The sequence below is a fragment of the Nonomuraea sp. B208 genome (assembly GCF_057536035.1).
Genome location: NZ_BAAJOU010000023.1, coordinates 127335 through 141216, shown reverse-complemented (window position 1 = coordinate 141216; position 13882 = coordinate 127335). Strand labels below are relative to the sequence as shown.

Below are 13882 nucleotides of genomic sequence, written 5' to 3'. Positions count from 1 at the left end.
TAAGATGCCGCCGCTTTACCTTCCCGTTATGGACCTCGAGCTCCGGCACCTCAGGATCGTCCGCGCGGTCGCGGACGCGGGAAGCGTGAGCAAGGCCGCGTTGACGCTCGGGCTGGCACAACCGGCCCTGACCGCCCAGCTCAAGCGCATCGAACGGGTGCTCGGCGGCGCCCTGTTCGAGCGCGACCGCCACGGCGCCCGGCCCACAAGGCTCGGCGAACTCGTACTCGCCCGCGCGCGGGTGCTCCTCCCGGCGGCCAAGGAACTGCAGGACGAGGCCGTACGCTTCGCCCACACCCCCACCCCCGGCTACCGCATCGGCGCCACCAACGGCCCGATCCTCGGCGGGCTGGTGGACCGGCTCGCGGCGGAGCGGCCCGTCTCGACGTACACGTCCTGGTCGAGCCACGAGCTGATCAGCATGGTCGAGCTCGGCCGCCTCGACTACGTGCTGACCGGCGCCTGCGGCGACTCCGGCACCCCCACCGGCGCGCTCGTCTGGGACACCATCAGCCTCGACCCCGTCTTCTGCCTCGTCTCCGAGAACCACCCCGCCGCCAAGGAGAAGGAGGTGGAGCTGGCCGACCTCGCCGACGAGCACTGGGCGGGGACGCCGGGGGACGGCTGCTTCGCCGACTGCTTCGCGATGGCCTGCGCACGGGCCGGCTTCACCCCGGGAACGATCTACGAGACGGACGTGCCGACCTGCACCCACCTGGCCCAGGTGGGCCGCGCCGTGGCCCTCTGCCAGGCCACCCACCAGCCCGCGCAGGGCCTGGTCATGGTGCCGCTGGCCGGCGCCCCGCTGCGCTGGCGGCAACTCCTCGGCCACCACCCGACGGCGGCGGACGCCGCCTGGGTCCTCACCCAGGCCAAGGAGGCCCACCGGGACGCCATCGGCCGCAGCCCGACGTACAGCGACTGGCTCACCCGCAACCCGTCCTACGGCACCACCCCCTGACCCGCATACCGCCCGCCCTACGTCTTGCACCCACCTGCACATCAGCCCGTCCCGATGATCGCCACCGCCCCCGGAACATGGAATGATGTCCGCGAAGACCCCTCTCCCACCGGCCCATGGCACCCACAACCGGTCCTGATGCTCTAGCCTTAGCCATGCACCAGGGCTCAGCATGATCCACTCAGGACCACGCCACGGCCACACAACTGAATCCAGGGGCGGTAGCTCAGCCGGTCAGAGCATCGGACTCATAATCCGTGGGTCGTGGGTTCAAGTCCCACCCGCCCTACTCACCAATACCGCATCCGACCTGGGGTTTCTCGGTTTTCGTCGGCCGCAAATCGTTTTTGATCATGGTTGGTTGCTCGATGGTTGCTCTTGTGTACGGATCGTGTACGACGATAGATCACTTAGGCCGCCATCGTCAGGTCAGACCCCGGTGACCCATCAGAAGATCAAGCCAGAAGGTGTGCGCGGCGTCGCCGGTCGACGGTGGCCTGCTGTGCGGTCAACTCTCGTCCAGCCGGCTCGTCTTGCTCGCCAGGCATTTCTGACCAGCAGATTAAGGATCCGCTGCTTCTCGTTGCGAACCGCTCGGCATGAGGCAGACCCCCGAAGGGGGTCGGCGGGCCTGCCGAAGTTCGGTTGTTCAGGTGGTGGCGTCTCAGGTGTGGGTGGGAGGGTGATCAGCGGGGCGGTCTGGGCGCCTGCGGCTGCGGTGCTGACCAGGGCGGAAGTGGGTTCGGCGGCGGCGCGGGCCACCTCGGGGTAGACGCTGGTGTAGGTGTCGCGGGTGTAGGTGGAGGAGACGTGGCCGACGTCTCCTGTACGACCTTCAGGTCCACCCCGGCGGCCAGCAGGAGCGAGGCCGCGCCGTGGCGGAAGGAGCGCATCTCGGCAGGCATGAGCTAACGGCCGGGCGGATAAGACTTCAACCTTGTCAGCGCGGTCAGACCGACGACCGGCGAGTTGGGCCGGGCGGCGTCGACGGCCTCTCCGGTGGTGTTGATGACGTGGTCGACTCCACCTTGCCCCAGGATGATGGCGCTTACGAGCGAGGCGAAGCGAACTCCGGGCAGTCGGGGGGCTTCGATGGCACTGGTGACGCGGGCAGGGGTCTGCCGGAAGAAGGCGTAAATAGCCAAGCCGGTCGCTTGATGGGTCTTGACGTGGGGGGAAACCACGTAGGAGGCGTAGCCGTTCTTCGTGCCGTTCGTCCATTCTTGCTGGCTCGGTACGTCGTAGGGGTATTCGCTCTGGTAGAAGATGGTCCGTCCGCGCTCGCCGTTCCAGATGACCTGATACTTCTGATAGTGCTCGGCGTACAGCCCGAGAACGGTGACGTCGTCGCCGTTCACCACCAGGCCGTGGTCGGCCTTGTTTTCGTGCCACAGGGTGCCGGTGCCGTGATCGCCGCGCCAGAGCCAGATGCTGTCGACGATCACGTGACTGCTGTTGATCTCGATGCTGGTCGCCGCCGAGCCTGCTCGGGGTCCGCCGACGCGTATGAACACGTCGCTGAGGCTCGTCGGGTTTCGCGGTTCACCTGGAAGGCCACGAAATGTCCCGATCTTGACGAGGACATCTGAGCGCACGGGCCCGGCGTCGACGGTGAGGCCGGAGATCGATACACCGGCGACGTCGGCCACCTCGATGGCGGCCGTCCCCTTGATCGGAGCCAGGGAGGCATAGCCCATGCCCATCACCACCGTGTTCGCACGGGTGACGCGGATGGGCTCATCCAGATTGTAGACGCCGGGGGTCAGCATGAGATTCTTGCCGCCGGCCAGCGCGGCGTTGATGGCCGTCACGGAATCCTGGGGCTTGGCGATGAAGAAGTCGCCGATTGGAATCTTCCTGCCATCGCGGGTGGAGGTGGACCAGCGGACGCCCGCGGTGTCACGAGCGACGTTCGGCACGAACACCTCGTAGCGGTCACCGCTGAGATAGAGGAAAGGCGCCTCTCGGGACACCGGCGTCCTGTCCAGCGACGTCGTGCCGCCCGGGGCGAAAGTGGTGGCCGGCGCGCCATGGACACCGGAGAACACCAGATTCGCCGAGTCTCCCCGCCAGCCACCGATCTCGCTGTCACGGCTGTACCACTGTGCCACAGACAGTTCCGTCGCTGAGTCGCCGCTGTCCACCGTGCCATCGATCTTGCTGTTGACCAGTTCCGAACCGAACGCGTAGGAGCCGGTCATCCCGTTCAGGTCGAGATCGCCCTTGATGTGCACCCGGCGCAGCGGGGATCCCTGAGAGACGTTCCAGCGCATGGTGTGCGGCTTGGCCACCTGCTCAGAGGCGTTGGAGTCACCCGGCACGGGCCGCTGGATCGGGTTGATGCTCAGGTTGCCGACCGTCCGCCAGAAGTTCACCAGCGCATTGGGCACCTGTCCCGGTGACGGGTTCACATGCAGTGCGCCGTTGATCAGTACGTCGTCCGGCGAGGCGCCGAGACCGTGGATCGAGGTGTAGTAGCCGACCTGGGAATTGATGATTCCGGTGGCGGTCGATGGGTCGTTCTCTCCTGCGGCGCTCCCGTACGTGCCGGGCTTGAAGAAGACCGCGTGTCTGGCCTCGCTGAAATTCACCGTTCGTCGCGATACCCCGAAGGTAGGCGTTGATCTCATCGACAGACGCCGTGCCGTCAAAGATCTTCACATTGGGCCCGAAGTCAGGGTTGTTCCCGTCCGAAGCCGTGGACATGGCCGGCGCGGGGGCAGCGAGCACCAACGCGCCGCAAGCACCGGCGGCGACCAGAGGGAGCAGCTTCCGCGGCCTCTTGGGCTCTGAAGGCGTATCTCTCATGGGTGTCCTCTCGACGTGGGGAGTGGTCGACCTTGGAGTCCAGTGGAGGCGCCGCGGTGGGCGGTGTAGCCGCCGTCGGCCGGGATCTCGGCGCCGGTGACGTACGAGGCTTCGTCGGGGATGAGGAAGACGACGAGCGGGGCGACGTCGTCCACGGTGCCGCGCGCGGCCCAGAAGGGTCTGGTTGAAAGGCGTCCGGGGCGGAGGCGGTCATCGGGGTGTCGATGAAGCGAGGTGAATGGTGTTGACGCGGATGCCACGCGGGCCGAGTTCCAGTCCGTCCACCCGGCCGCCGCGCCCTGGCCGCCGGCGGCACCGGTGACCCCGACGACCTTGCCTCGCACGCGGTTCATGCCGGACGGTGCCGGGGACGGGGACGGGCCTTAGGCAGTGGCACCGGGTCCGCGCCGGCGACAACGGTGTTGCGGACCGTGCCGATGCCCTCGACGGTGATCTCCACCGTGTCGCCCGGCTGGAGCGGCGGCGGGTCCTGCTTGCCGCGCAGGCCCCACAGCTCGGCGAGGCAGCCGCCGTTGCCGCAGGTGCCGGAGCCGAGCACGTCGCCGGGCCGGACCCAGGTGCCGCGCGAGGCGTACGCGACGAGCTCCTCGAACGGCCAGCTCATGTTGGACAGCAGGTCGCGGCCGATCTGCGTACCGTTGACGCTGACGGTGAGCCCGAGGTTCAGGAAGCCGTCGGTGTCCCGGTACGGCTCCAGCTCGTCCGCCGTCACCAGCCAGGGGCCCAGGGTGGTGGCGGTGTCCTTGCCCTTGCACGGGCCGAGGCCGACCTGCATCTCGCGGGACTGCAGGTCGCGGGCCGACCAGTCGTTGAAGATGGTGTAGCCGTAGATGTGGTGGCGGGCCTGCTCCGGAGTGAGCGCCCTCCTTCCCGATGACGGCGGCGACCTCCAGCTCGAAGTCGAAGGCGTGACAACCGGGCGGGATCGGCACGTCGTCGTGGGCGCCGATCATGGCGTGTGGGTTGCCGAAGTAGAAAGTCGGCGCGTCGTACCAGGCGTCGGGGACGCCGCCGCGCCCCTCCACGCTCTTGCGCACGCCTTCGACGTGCTCTTCGAACGTGACGTAGTCGCGGACCGAGGACGGCTGGACGGGCGGCAGCAGCCGCACCTGCGCCAGCAGGACCGGCTCGCCGGTCGGCACGTCCTCGGGCACGTGCAGGGGGCCGGCCCCGTCGGGCAGCGGCCTGATCATGTCGCCGTCCACGAGGCCGCAGCGGGTGCGGCCGTCGTGGGTGTAGGTCGCGATCTTCATCAGACGGGCGGGGCGACGAACACGCCGCGGTCGACGTCGTTGAACGACTCCTTGGCGATCAGCTCGTTCATGGGGTTGGCGGTGCCCCACTGGTCGGTGACCTCGGGCTGGGAGAAGTCGTGGACGTGGGGGTGCCAGGTGTCCTCGTCGAGCTCCTCCAGCTCGGTGGTGTACTCGACGGTGTTGCCGTGCGGGTCCAGGAAGTAGGAGAACGTGTTGTCGCCGGCGAGGTGGCGGCCGGGGCCCCAGATCATGCGGACGCCGGCGCGCAGCAGCCTGCCGGTGCCGTACATGTACTCGTCGAGGCCGCGCAGCTCGAAGCTGATGTGGTGCAGGCTGGCGTGCGGGCCGCGGGCGATGGCCATGCTGTGGTGCTGCGGGTTGCAGCGCATGAAGTGCATGACCTGGCCCATGCGGGGGTGGGCGAGGGTGTCGGACAGGGCGAAGCCGAGGTGGGTCTCGTACCAGACGCGGGTGGCGTCGATGTCGGGCGCGTTGAGCACGACGTGCGACAGCCGGACGGGAACGGACTCCTTGGCCTCCAGCTTGCGGTGCTTGCGGACGGCGACGTCGGCGGAGACCTCGACGGTGCGGCCGTCGAGGTCGAAGAAGCGGAAGCCGTAGCCGCCGCCGGGGGTGTCCAGCTTGCCCGGCTCGGAGATCAGCCGGACCTCGGCGGCGCGCAGCCGCTCGGCCAGGGCGTCCACGTCGCTTTCCGCTGCCGCGCCGAAGGAGACGAGGTCGAGCCGCTTCTCCTCCGCCTTACGCAACCGGATGATGTACTGCTCGGGCGAGCCCTCGGCGGCCAGGAAGCTGATGCCGTTGTCGTTGGCGACCTCGGTCAGGCCCCAGACGCCCGCGTAGAAGTCGCGCTGCTTGGCGTAGTCGGGCACGGCCAGGTCGACGTGCCGCAGGTGGGTGATGAGTCTCATGAGGGATCCTTCAGGTCGAAGAGCCTTGCGGCGTTGCCGCCGCGTACGGGGGTGTCCGCCAGCCCGGCCGCGCGCAGGGCGGCGAGCGGGTCGGGGTCGCCCATGTCGAAGGGGAAGTCGGAGCCGAGCAGCACCCGCTCCTGCCCGGCCACCCTGACCAGCTCGCGCAGCACGGCCGGGTCGTGGGTAAGTGAGTCGAAGTACAGCTCGCGCAGGTAGCTGCTCGGTTCGCGGGCACAGCCGCGGGCGTCGGGCCGCACCCGCCAGCCGTGGTCGGCGCGCCCCAGGTAGTACGGCAGGTAGCCGCCGCCGTGCGCGGCCAGCAGCTTCAGCCCGGGATGCCGGTCGAGCACGCCGGAGAAGATCAGGTGCGACAACGCCACCGCGTTCTCCACCGGCTGACCGACGATGTTCGACAGGTACCAGCGGTCCAGGCGTTCGTCCAGGGTGCAGCCGAAGGGGTGCAGGAACACCACCGCGCCCGTCTCGGCGGCGCGCGCCCAGAAGGGCTCATAGGCCGGGTCGGACAGTTCGCGGCCGGGCGCGTGGGAGGAGATCTCCACGCCTTTCAGCCCGTGTGCGAGCGCGTCGTCGAGGGCGCCGGGCAGCAGCGAGGGGTGCTGGAGCGGGGCCAGGCCCAGGCCGTACAGCCGGTCCGGCGCCTGGACGACGTGCGCGGCCACGCCCGCCGCGGCCAGCCGGCACACCTCGGCGGCCAGGCCGGGATCGGCCCAGTAGTGGTAGTGGGACGGCGACGGCGAGACGACCTGCACGTCCACGCCCGCCGCGTCCATCGCCGCCAGCCGGTCGACGACCCGGGTGAGCAGGCCGATCCGCTCGCCGATCATCGCGCCCGACACGGCCAGGGCCTCGGGCCCGTTGCGGCGGGCGTCCAGCTCCCGGTGGGCGTCGTGGCCGGGACGCCCCGCCACCGCCCGCTCGATCTCCGGCAGCAGGACGTGCGCGTGCACGTCAACGATGATCATGGGCGCTCGCTCACCATCGCCGCGATCGTGCCCATCAGGCCGGGCACGTCCGCGTCGCGCACCCCGTCGAGCTGCCAGTGGGCGAGCTGCACCGACGCCTCGACCACGGCCTTCACCCGGTCGTGGCGGCGGTCCATGAACGTCTCGAACAGCTCCTGGTCGAGCCGGTCGGCGGCGAGCAGCAGCTCGGCCAGGACGGCGGCGTCCTCCAGGCACTGGGCGGCGCCCTGGGCGAGGGTGGGCGGGCAGGCGTGGGCGGCGTCGCCGATCAGGACGGTGCGTCCGCGGTTCCACGGCCGGTCCACCAGCAGCGACTCGAACCAGGTGTAGTTGATGCGGGCCGGGTCGGTGATGTCGGCGCGGATCTCGTCCCAGGCGCCGCCGTACCCATCGGCCAGCGCCCGCATGTGCGCGGCCTTGTCGCCGACGGACTCGCGAGGACGAGCCTTCTCGACCAGGTACGCGTACATGGTGTCGGCGCCGGTCGGGCAGTAGCCGGCGATGAAGCAGGGGCCGCCGTAGATCAGGTCGGTGCGCTCGACGTCCTTGGGGCGGCGGGTGTGGATGCGCCAGATGCCCATGCCGACCGGCTCGGGCGCGGCCTGGACGCCGATCAGGGCGCGGACGTGCGAGCGGATGCCGTCGGCGCCCACCACCAGGTCGTAGGCGCCGGTGGTGCCGTCGGAGAAGGTCACCTCGCCGCTGTCCGAGACGGTGTCCACCGTCAGGCCGTACCTGACGTGCGCTCCGGCGTCGCGCACGGCGGCGGCCAGGATGGCCGCCAGCTCCGGGCGGTTCATGCCGAGGGTGGCGGGCAGATCGGGGCCACCGGTGCGGGCGTCGGGGATCTCGGCGAGCAGGCCGCCGTCGGGCGTGCGCAGCCCGAGCGTGTCGAACGCGAACCCGGCCGCGCTGACCTGCTCCCACACGCCGAGGTCGCGCAGCACCCGCAGCGCGTTGCCCTGCAGGGTGATGCCGGAGCCGAGTGTGGTCGGGCCCGGCTCGATCTCCGCGATCTCCACGGTGACGCCGACGCGGGCGAGCAGGATGGCCAGGGCCGGGCCTGCGGTGCCGCCGCCGACGATGAGGACGTTGCCTACTGCTGGCATGAGGGCCTCATTTGATGGCTAGGGGGTTGACGGGGGATCCGACCGCGCCGGTGACCGGCAGCGGAGGAGCGGTGAGGAAGAACTCGTACACGCCGTCGGCGGCGCAGTCGGCGGCCAGGGCGTCCAGGTCCCACATCTCGCCGACGAGCAGGCCGAGGTGCGGGATGACGACCTGGTGCAGGGGCTGGAACGCGTTGTCGAACTCGTTGGGCCGCACCTCGAAGCCCCACGTGTCGGTGGCGACGGCGGCCAGCTCGGTGCGTTGCAGCCAGCCGGCCGTCCAGAACGACAGGCCGGGCGAGGGGCCGCCGGCGTAGTCGCCCCAGCCCTCGCGCCTGGCCCTGGCCAGGCGGCCGGTGCGCACGCACACCAGGTCGCCGCGCCCGACCCGGACCCCGTGCGCCTCGGCCGTGGCCGTCAGGTGCTCCTCGGTGATGGCGAAGCCGTCCGGCAGCTCCCCGTACACGGCCGCCACGTCCAGCAGCACGCCGCGGCCCGCCACCGGGGCGGCCAGGTGCTCGATGCCGGTCACCTGGTCGCCCTCGCTGGTGACGACCTGGTCGGCGGGCCGGCCGTTCCAGGCCCGGCCGTGGTCGAAGATGTGGCCCAGGCCGTCCCACTGGGTGGAGCACTGCAGCGGCATGGCGATCACGTCGTCCGCGCCGCCGAAGCCGTGCGGGAAGCCCTGGTTCCCGTGGACGGCGTCCAAGCCGGTGTCGGTCATGGTGTGCACCGGGTTGGTACGGCGCCGCCAGCCCTTCTGCGGGCCGTCGGTGTCGAACCTCTGGGAGAGCGAGAACGACGCGCCGCGGCGGACGAGGCGGGCGGCGGCGGCCCGCGCGGCGTCGTCGATGAAGTTCACGGTCCCGAGGACGTCGTCCTCGCCCCAGCGGCCCCAGTTGGAGTACTTGGCGGCGGCCTCGGCGATGGCCTGCTCAGCGTTCATCGCGGCACCTGTTCCGCTGCGTGCCGAGGCTGGTGATCGTGCCCTCCATGACGTCCCCGTCGCGCAGCAGGCGGCCGTGGTGCAGGCCGTTGCCCGCCGGGCTGCCGGTGAGCACCAGGTCGCCGGGCAGCAGCTCGACGGTCTGGGACACGTAGGACACCAGCCGCGCCACGCCGAAGATCATGTCCTTGGTGGACTCGTCCTGCATGACCTCGCCGTTCAGCTTGAGCGTCACCTGCAGCTCGCCCGGATCGCCGACGAAGACGGCCGGCACCAGGTACGGGCCCAGCGGGGTGAACGTCGGCGCGTTCTTGGCGCGCAGCCAGTCGGTGCCGATCTCCGGCATGTCACGGCGGAAGACCACCTCGCGGGCGGTGACGTCGTTGGCGATCGTGTAGGCGGCGACGTGTTCGAGCGCTTTATCAGGATTTATCCGGAACGCCGGGCGGCCGATGACGGCGGCCAGCTCCAGCTCCCAGTCCGGCTTCGTGCACCACGACGGGATCACCACGTCGTCGTAGGGGCCAGTGACCGACGACGGCAGGCCGATGAACACGTACGGCTGGTCCTCGGCGGCCCGCCGGTCCATCATCGCCGCCACCTCGGCCCGCACCTGCTCGGCGGGACGGCCGTCCGCGGGCTCGTGCGCCACGGCCAGGTCGATGACGTGGGTGCGGTAGTTGGCACCGGACTGCAGGATCTGGCGCGGCTCGACCGGGGCGTGCACGCGCAGCTCCGCGAGCGGCCGCCACTCCCCCGGCCCCGTCGCGGCCTCGTGCAGCAGGGGCAGGGCGTCGTCCCAGCGCTCCAGCAGCGCACGCGTGCTGGACGCGTGCTCGCTCAGATCGAGCACCCGGTCGCCGGCGACGAGGCCGGGAAAGACGGGGCCGGAACCGGCCGAGAAGGTGCCGAGCGCGAACGGGCCGGCGAAAGACGGGGATGTTTCCACGAGGTTTCCTCCGAGTGCGTTGGCCTTAACCTTGGAGCATCCGCAGTAATCTGGGAAATCGATTCTCTGGATCGACTCCATCCACGACATGGATGTGTCATGAATCTCGCCAGCCTGGATCTGAACCTGCTCGTCGCCCTGCGCGCACTGCTGGAGGAGCGCAATGTCACCAAGGCGGGCCTGCGGGTCGGGCTCAGCCAGCCCGCCATGAGCGCCGCCTTGGCCAGGCTCCGTCACCACTTCGCCGACCAGCTCCTGGTGCGGCAGGGCAGCCGGTACGAGCTGACGCCGCTCGGCACCGCCCTGCTCGCTCCGGCCGTCACCGCCTCGGCGATGCTGGAGCGGCTGTTCGCCAGCCGTGCCGACTTCCAGCCGGCCACCGAACAGCACGAGTTCACCCTGCTGTCATCCGACTACGGCATCGCCGTCTTCGGTGTCCGGCTGGCCCGCCTCCTGCACGAGGAGGCGCCCGGGGTGCGGCTGCATTTCCGGCACGTCACACCCGAGATCGTCGAGCATGCCGACGCCGCGCTCAGCGGCGTGGACGGCATGCTCATGCCGCACGGCGTCATCAGTGATCTGCCTGCCGTGGAGCTGTACCGTGACGAGTGGGTGTGCCTGGTCGCCGACGACCACCCGGAGGTCGGCGAGCGGCTCACCATGGACGACCTGGCGCGCCTGCCCTGGGTGATCTACCAGCGCCCGTTCGACGCGCCCGTCACCCGCCAGCTCACCATGCTCGGCCTCGACCCCTACGTGGACGTGTCCGTGCAGAGCTTCCAGCTCCTGCCCAGCCTGGTGGCCGGCACCCGGCGCGTGGCGATGATGCAGCGGCGGCTCGCCCACCTGCTGCGCGACCTCGCCCCGGTACGCGTGCTGCCCTGCCCGTTCGAAGCGGTCGACCTGCGCGAGGCCCTGTGGTGGCACCCGGTGCACACCCACGACGCGGCCCATGTCTGGCTGCGCGAGATGGCCGTCCGGGTGGCCGGGGAACTGGCGGGCGATGACGCTTGATCGCGAACGGGCTCAGTGTCCCCGGCGGATCCACTCCTCAAGGTGCGGCGTCTCGGCGCCGATCGTCGTGTCGGTGCCGTGCCCGGTGTGCACGGTGGTCTCCGGCGGAAGGGTGAGCAGCCGATGACGGACGGAGTCGATGATCAGGTCGAAGTCGGAGAATGAGCGGCCGGTCGCGCCAGGCCCTCCCTGGAAGAGGGTGTCTCCCGTGAAGACGGCGCCGAGGTCCGGGGCGTAGAAGGAACAGGCGCCCGGGGTGTGGCCTGGGCGTGTGCAGCACCTGCAGGCTCGTTCCTGCGACCTTGACGATCTGATCGGCCGCGAGCATGCCGTCGGGTTCGCGATCAGGATGGGTCAGGCGCCACAGAGGCAGGTCGGCAGGGTGCAGCAAGACCGGTGCACCGGTCCGCTCGGCGAGTTCCGGAGCGTGCCTGATGTGGTCGTCGTGGGCGTGGGTGGCCAGGACGGCGAGCACGTTGCGGCCGGCCGCCAGGTCGATGATGGCCTCGACGTCGTGCGGGGCGTCGAAGATCACGCATTCGGAGTCGTCTCCGAGCACCCACACGTTGTTGTCCACGTCGAACGTCTGCCCGTCGAGGCTGAACGTCCCCGAGGTCACGGTGTGGCCGATCACAGGACCACCACCGAGCGCAGGACCTCGCCGCGGCGCATCTTGCCGAACGCCTCTTCGACCTGGTCGAGCGCGATGGTCTCGGTGACGAACTTGTCGAGCGGCAGGCGGTTCTGCAGGTACAGGTCGATCAGCATGGGGAAGTCGCGCGAGGGCAGGCAGTCGCCGTACCAGGACGATTTGAGCGCGCCGCCGCGGCCGAACACGTCCAGCAGGGGCAGGTCGATGCGCATCTCGGGGGTCGGCACGCCGACCAGGACGACGGTGCCGGCCAGGTCGCGGGCGTAGAACGCCTGCTCGTACGTCTCCGGTCGGCCGACCGCCTCGATGACCACGTCGGCGCCGTGGCCGCCGGTCAGGTCGCGGATCGCCTCCACCGGGTCCGTCGAGCGGGAGTTGACCGTGTGCGTGGCGCCGAAGCCGCGCGCCCACTCCAGCTTGCGGTCGTCCACGTCCACCGCGATGATCTTCGCGGCGCCCGCCAGCGAGGCGCCCAGGATCGCCGCGTCACCGACCCCTCCGCAGCCGATCACCGCCACGCTGTCACCCCGGGTGACCCCGCCGGTGTTGACCGCCGCGCCGAGACCCGCCATCACGCCGCACCCGAGCAGGCCCGCGACCTGCGCCGGCGCCTCTGCCGACACCTTGGTGCACTGGCCGGCCGCGACCAGCGTCTTCTCGGCGAACGCGCCGATCCCGAGCGCCGGCGACAGCTCGGTGCCGTCCTTGAGCGTCATCTTCTGCTGAGCGTTGTGGGTGGCGAAGCAGTACCAGGGACGGCCGCGCAGGCAGGCGCGGCACTGGCCGCACACCGCGCGCCAGTTGAGGATCACGAAGTCGCCCGGCTTCAGGCCGGTGACCCCCTCGCCGACCGCCTCCACCGTGCCCGCCGCCTCGTGTCCCAGCAGGAACGGGTAGTCGTCGCCGATCCCGCCCTCCCGGTAGTGCAGGTCGGTGTGGCACATGCCGCAGGCCTGCACGTTCACCACCGCTTCGCCGGGGCCTGGTCCGGGTACGAGTATGGTTTCGACGGATACCGGCCGGCCCTTGCCCTGGGCGATCACGGCTTGGACTTCGTAGGTCATCGGGTGCTCTTTTCCAGGTGAACGCGGACGGGGAGGGACTCCCACGCGCGCAGGGTGTTGTTGTGGTGGCGCCGGGGCGTCCCGGCGAGTTCGAGGCGCTCGACCCGGCGGGCGAGCGCGGTCAGCAGGGCTTCGGCCTCCAGGCGGGCGACATGCTGGCCGACGCACTGGTGCAGGCCCATGCCGAAGCCGACGTGGCCGGAGGGGTCGCGAGACAGGTCGAAGGTGTACGGGTCGTGCCAGCGGCGCGGGTCGTGGTTGGCCGCGCCGAGGAACATCAGAATCTTGTGGCCTTCGGGGATGACGGTGCCGCCGATGGCGACGTCACGGTCAGCGGTGCGGAAGAAGGTCTGCACCGGCGACTGCCAGCGCACGGCCTCATCGAAGGCCACCCGGGCCAGGGCGGGCTGCTCGCGCAGGCGCCGCCACTGTCCGGGGTGAGTGGCGAAGGCGTACAGAGCCGCGGCCAGGCCGTGGACAGTGGTGTCGACGCCGGCGGTCAGCAGGGAGCGCACCACGAGCGGCGCCTGCTCGGAGGTGAGGTCGCCGTGGTCGGCCGCCGCCCAGATCTGCGCGCCGAAGCCGCCTGGCGCCAGGGCCTCACGCCGGCACTGGGCGTTGACCCAGGCCGACAGCTCGGCCACGCGCGGCTGTCCCCTGGCGACCAGGTCGTTGACGGGGCCGAAGGCGTTGAAGGCGTGGTCGCCGTAGGGCAGCAGGTTCTCCCGCCCGCCGGGCGGCAGGCCGACCGCATCGGGGAAGACGCGCAGCGGGAACGCCTGCGCGAGCGCGGGGACGGCGTCGAACTCCGGCTCGGCCAACACCTTGTCCACGAGGTCCTCGGCCTCGGCGAACCAGCGGTCGCGGAGCCTGCGCAGCGCCCGCGGGCCGAGGATCTTGACCAGGACGGCGCGCGGCGCGTCGTGACGGGGCGGGTCGGCCTCCAGCAGCAGGCTGGGCGGCCGCCACGGCTTCTCCTTGCGGAAGTCACTGAGCCCCACCCCCGCTCCCGAGGGGAAGGACTGCCAATCGGTCAGTGCGGCGTGCACGTGCTCATACCGGGCCAGTGCGTACACGTCGTACCGGGTCAGATGGACGGCGGGCCCGGCCGCCAGCAGCGCGCGGTGCAGCGGCTCCGGATCTTCCAGCGTCTCGCGCGCGAACGGATCGGCGTCCATGAGGTTCCC

Annotated in this window: 11 protein-coding genes, 1 tRNA gene and 2 pseudogenes; 3 read left to right on the top strand and 11 right to left on the bottom strand. The window is 70.5% G+C overall.

Features of this window, described 5'->3' with window-relative positions:
• Positions 1-28 precede the first annotated feature (28 nt).
• Positions 29-961, top strand: a complete 933-nt coding sequence (locus tag AC27IY_RS24505) for a LysR family transcriptional regulator (protein WP_344214328.1) — start codon at positions 29-31, stop codon at positions 959-961.
• 215 nt (positions 962-1176) lie between these two features.
• Positions 1177-1250 (top strand) — tRNA-Ile (locus AC27IY_RS24500).
• Between the two features lie 619 nt (positions 1251-1869).
• Here AC27IY_RS24500 and AC27IY_RS24495 read toward each other — a convergent pair.
• From AC27IY_RS24495 to AC27IY_RS24460, 8 genes and pseudogenes are all read right to left on the bottom strand, one after another.
• Positions 1870-3552: an adenylyl cyclase gene (locus tag AC27IY_RS24495; RefSeq protein WP_487179288.1), complete on the bottom strand. Its 1683-nt coding sequence runs from the start codon at positions 3550-3552 to the stop codon at positions 1870-1872.
• 213 nt (positions 3553-3765) lie between these two features.
• Positions 3766-4122 (bottom strand): SDR family oxidoreductase, encoded by a 357-nt coding sequence (locus tag AC27IY_RS24490; RefSeq protein WP_487179287.1) that lies wholly within the window; start codon positions 4120-4122, stop codon positions 3766-3768.
• Positions 4119-4983: pseudogene (locus AC27IY_RS24485) on the bottom strand (fumarylacetoacetate hydrolase family protein). Before AC27IY_RS24485 ends, AC27IY_RS24490 begins: the two are co-directional and overlap by 4 nt.
• Before the next feature lie 59 nt (positions 4984-5042).
• Positions 5043-5975 carry a VOC family protein gene (locus AC27IY_RS24480; RefSeq protein ID WP_423444588.1) on the bottom strand — a complete coding sequence of 311 codons (933 nt, stop codon included), beginning with the start codon at positions 5973-5975 and terminating at the stop codon, positions 5043-5045.
• Positions 5972-6961: an amidohydrolase family protein gene (locus tag AC27IY_RS24475; protein ID WP_487179286.1), complete on the bottom strand. Its 990-nt coding sequence runs from the start codon at positions 6959-6961 to the stop codon at positions 5972-5974. The genes AC27IY_RS24480 and AC27IY_RS24475 overlap by 4 nt, the downstream gene beginning before the upstream one ends.
• Positions 6958-8070 (bottom strand): FAD-dependent monooxygenase, encoded by a 1113-nt coding sequence (locus AC27IY_RS24470; protein WP_487179285.1) that lies wholly within the window; start codon positions 8068-8070, stop codon positions 6958-6960. The genes AC27IY_RS24475 and AC27IY_RS24470 overlap by 4 nt, the downstream gene beginning before the upstream one ends.
• Before the next feature lie 7 nt (positions 8071-8077).
• A complete protein-coding gene (locus AC27IY_RS24465) occupies positions 8078-9016 on the bottom strand; it encodes a cyclase family protein (RefSeq protein ID WP_423444594.1) in 939 nt (312 codons plus the stop codon).
• On the bottom strand, positions 9006-9965 hold the full coding sequence (locus tag AC27IY_RS24460; RefSeq protein ID WP_423444596.1) for a fumarylacetoacetate hydrolase family protein: 960 nt from the start codon (positions 9963-9965) through the stop codon (positions 9006-9008). The genes AC27IY_RS24465 and AC27IY_RS24460 overlap by 11 nt, the downstream gene beginning before the upstream one ends.
• A gap of 99 nt (positions 9966-10064) precedes the next feature.
• On the opposite strand from AC27IY_RS24460, the gene AC27IY_RS24455 reads away from it, so the two are divergent.
• A complete protein-coding gene (locus tag AC27IY_RS24455) occupies positions 10065-10979 on the top strand; it encodes a LysR family transcriptional regulator (protein WP_449944392.1) in 915 nt (304 codons plus the stop codon).
• A gap of 12 nt (positions 10980-10991) precedes the next feature.
• Here AC27IY_RS24455 and AC27IY_RS24450 read toward each other — a convergent pair.
• The 3 genes and pseudogenes from AC27IY_RS24450 to AC27IY_RS24440 all read right to left on the bottom strand — a co-directional run bounded on the left by AC27IY_RS24450 (position 10992) and on the right by AC27IY_RS24440 (position 13873).
• Positions 10992-11610 (bottom strand): annotated as a pseudogene (locus tag AC27IY_RS24450) (MBL fold metallo-hydrolase).
• Positions 11610-12695, bottom strand: a complete 1086-nt coding sequence (locus AC27IY_RS24445) for an S-(hydroxymethyl)mycothiol dehydrogenase (protein ID WP_487179284.1) — start codon at positions 12693-12695, stop codon at positions 11610-11612. Before AC27IY_RS24445 ends, AC27IY_RS24450 begins: the two are co-directional and overlap by 1 nt.
• A complete protein-coding gene (locus AC27IY_RS24440) occupies positions 12692-13873 on the bottom strand; it encodes a cytochrome P450 (RefSeq protein WP_423444602.1) in 1182 nt (393 codons plus the stop codon). Before AC27IY_RS24440 ends, AC27IY_RS24445 begins: the two co-directional genes overlap by 4 nt.
• Positions 13874-13882: the final 9 nt, after the last annotated feature.

Excerpts from the sequence above, each read along its gene's own strand:
- AC27IY_RS24505 (WP_344214328.1), top strand. The coding sequence starts at position 29 with ATGGACCTCGAGCTCCGGCACCTCAGGATCGTCCGCGCGGTCGCGGAC.
- AC27IY_RS24490 (WP_487179287.1), bottom strand. The coding sequence starts at position 4,122 with ATGAACCGCGTGCGAGGCAAGGTCGTCGGGGTCACCGGTGCCGCCGGC.
- AC27IY_RS24480 (WP_423444588.1), bottom strand. The coding sequence starts at position 5,975 with ATGAGACTCATCACCCACCTGCGGCACGTCGACCTGGCCGTGCCCGAC.
- AC27IY_RS24475 (WP_487179286.1), bottom strand. The coding sequence starts at position 6,961 with ATGATCATCGTTGACGTGCACGCGCACGTCCTGCTGCCGGAGATCGAG.
- AC27IY_RS24470 (WP_487179285.1), bottom strand. The coding sequence starts at position 8,070 with ATGCCAGCAGTAGGCAACGTCCTCATCGTCGGCGGCGGCACCGCAGGC.
- AC27IY_RS24465 (WP_423444594.1), bottom strand. The coding sequence starts at position 9,016 with ATGAACGCTGAGCAGGCCATCGCCGAGGCCGCCGCCAAGTACTCCAAC.
- AC27IY_RS24455 (WP_449944392.1), top strand. The coding sequence starts at position 10,065 with ATGAATCTCGCCAGCCTGGATCTGAACCTGCTCGTCGCCCTGCGCGCA.
- AC27IY_RS24445 (WP_487179284.1), bottom strand. The coding sequence starts at position 12,695 with ATGACCTACGAAGTCCAAGCCGTGATCGCCCAGGGCAAGGGCCGGCCG.
- AC27IY_RS24440 (WP_423444602.1), bottom strand. The coding sequence starts at position 13,873 with ATGGACGCCGATCCGTTCGCGCGCGAGACGCTGGAAGATCCGGAGCCG.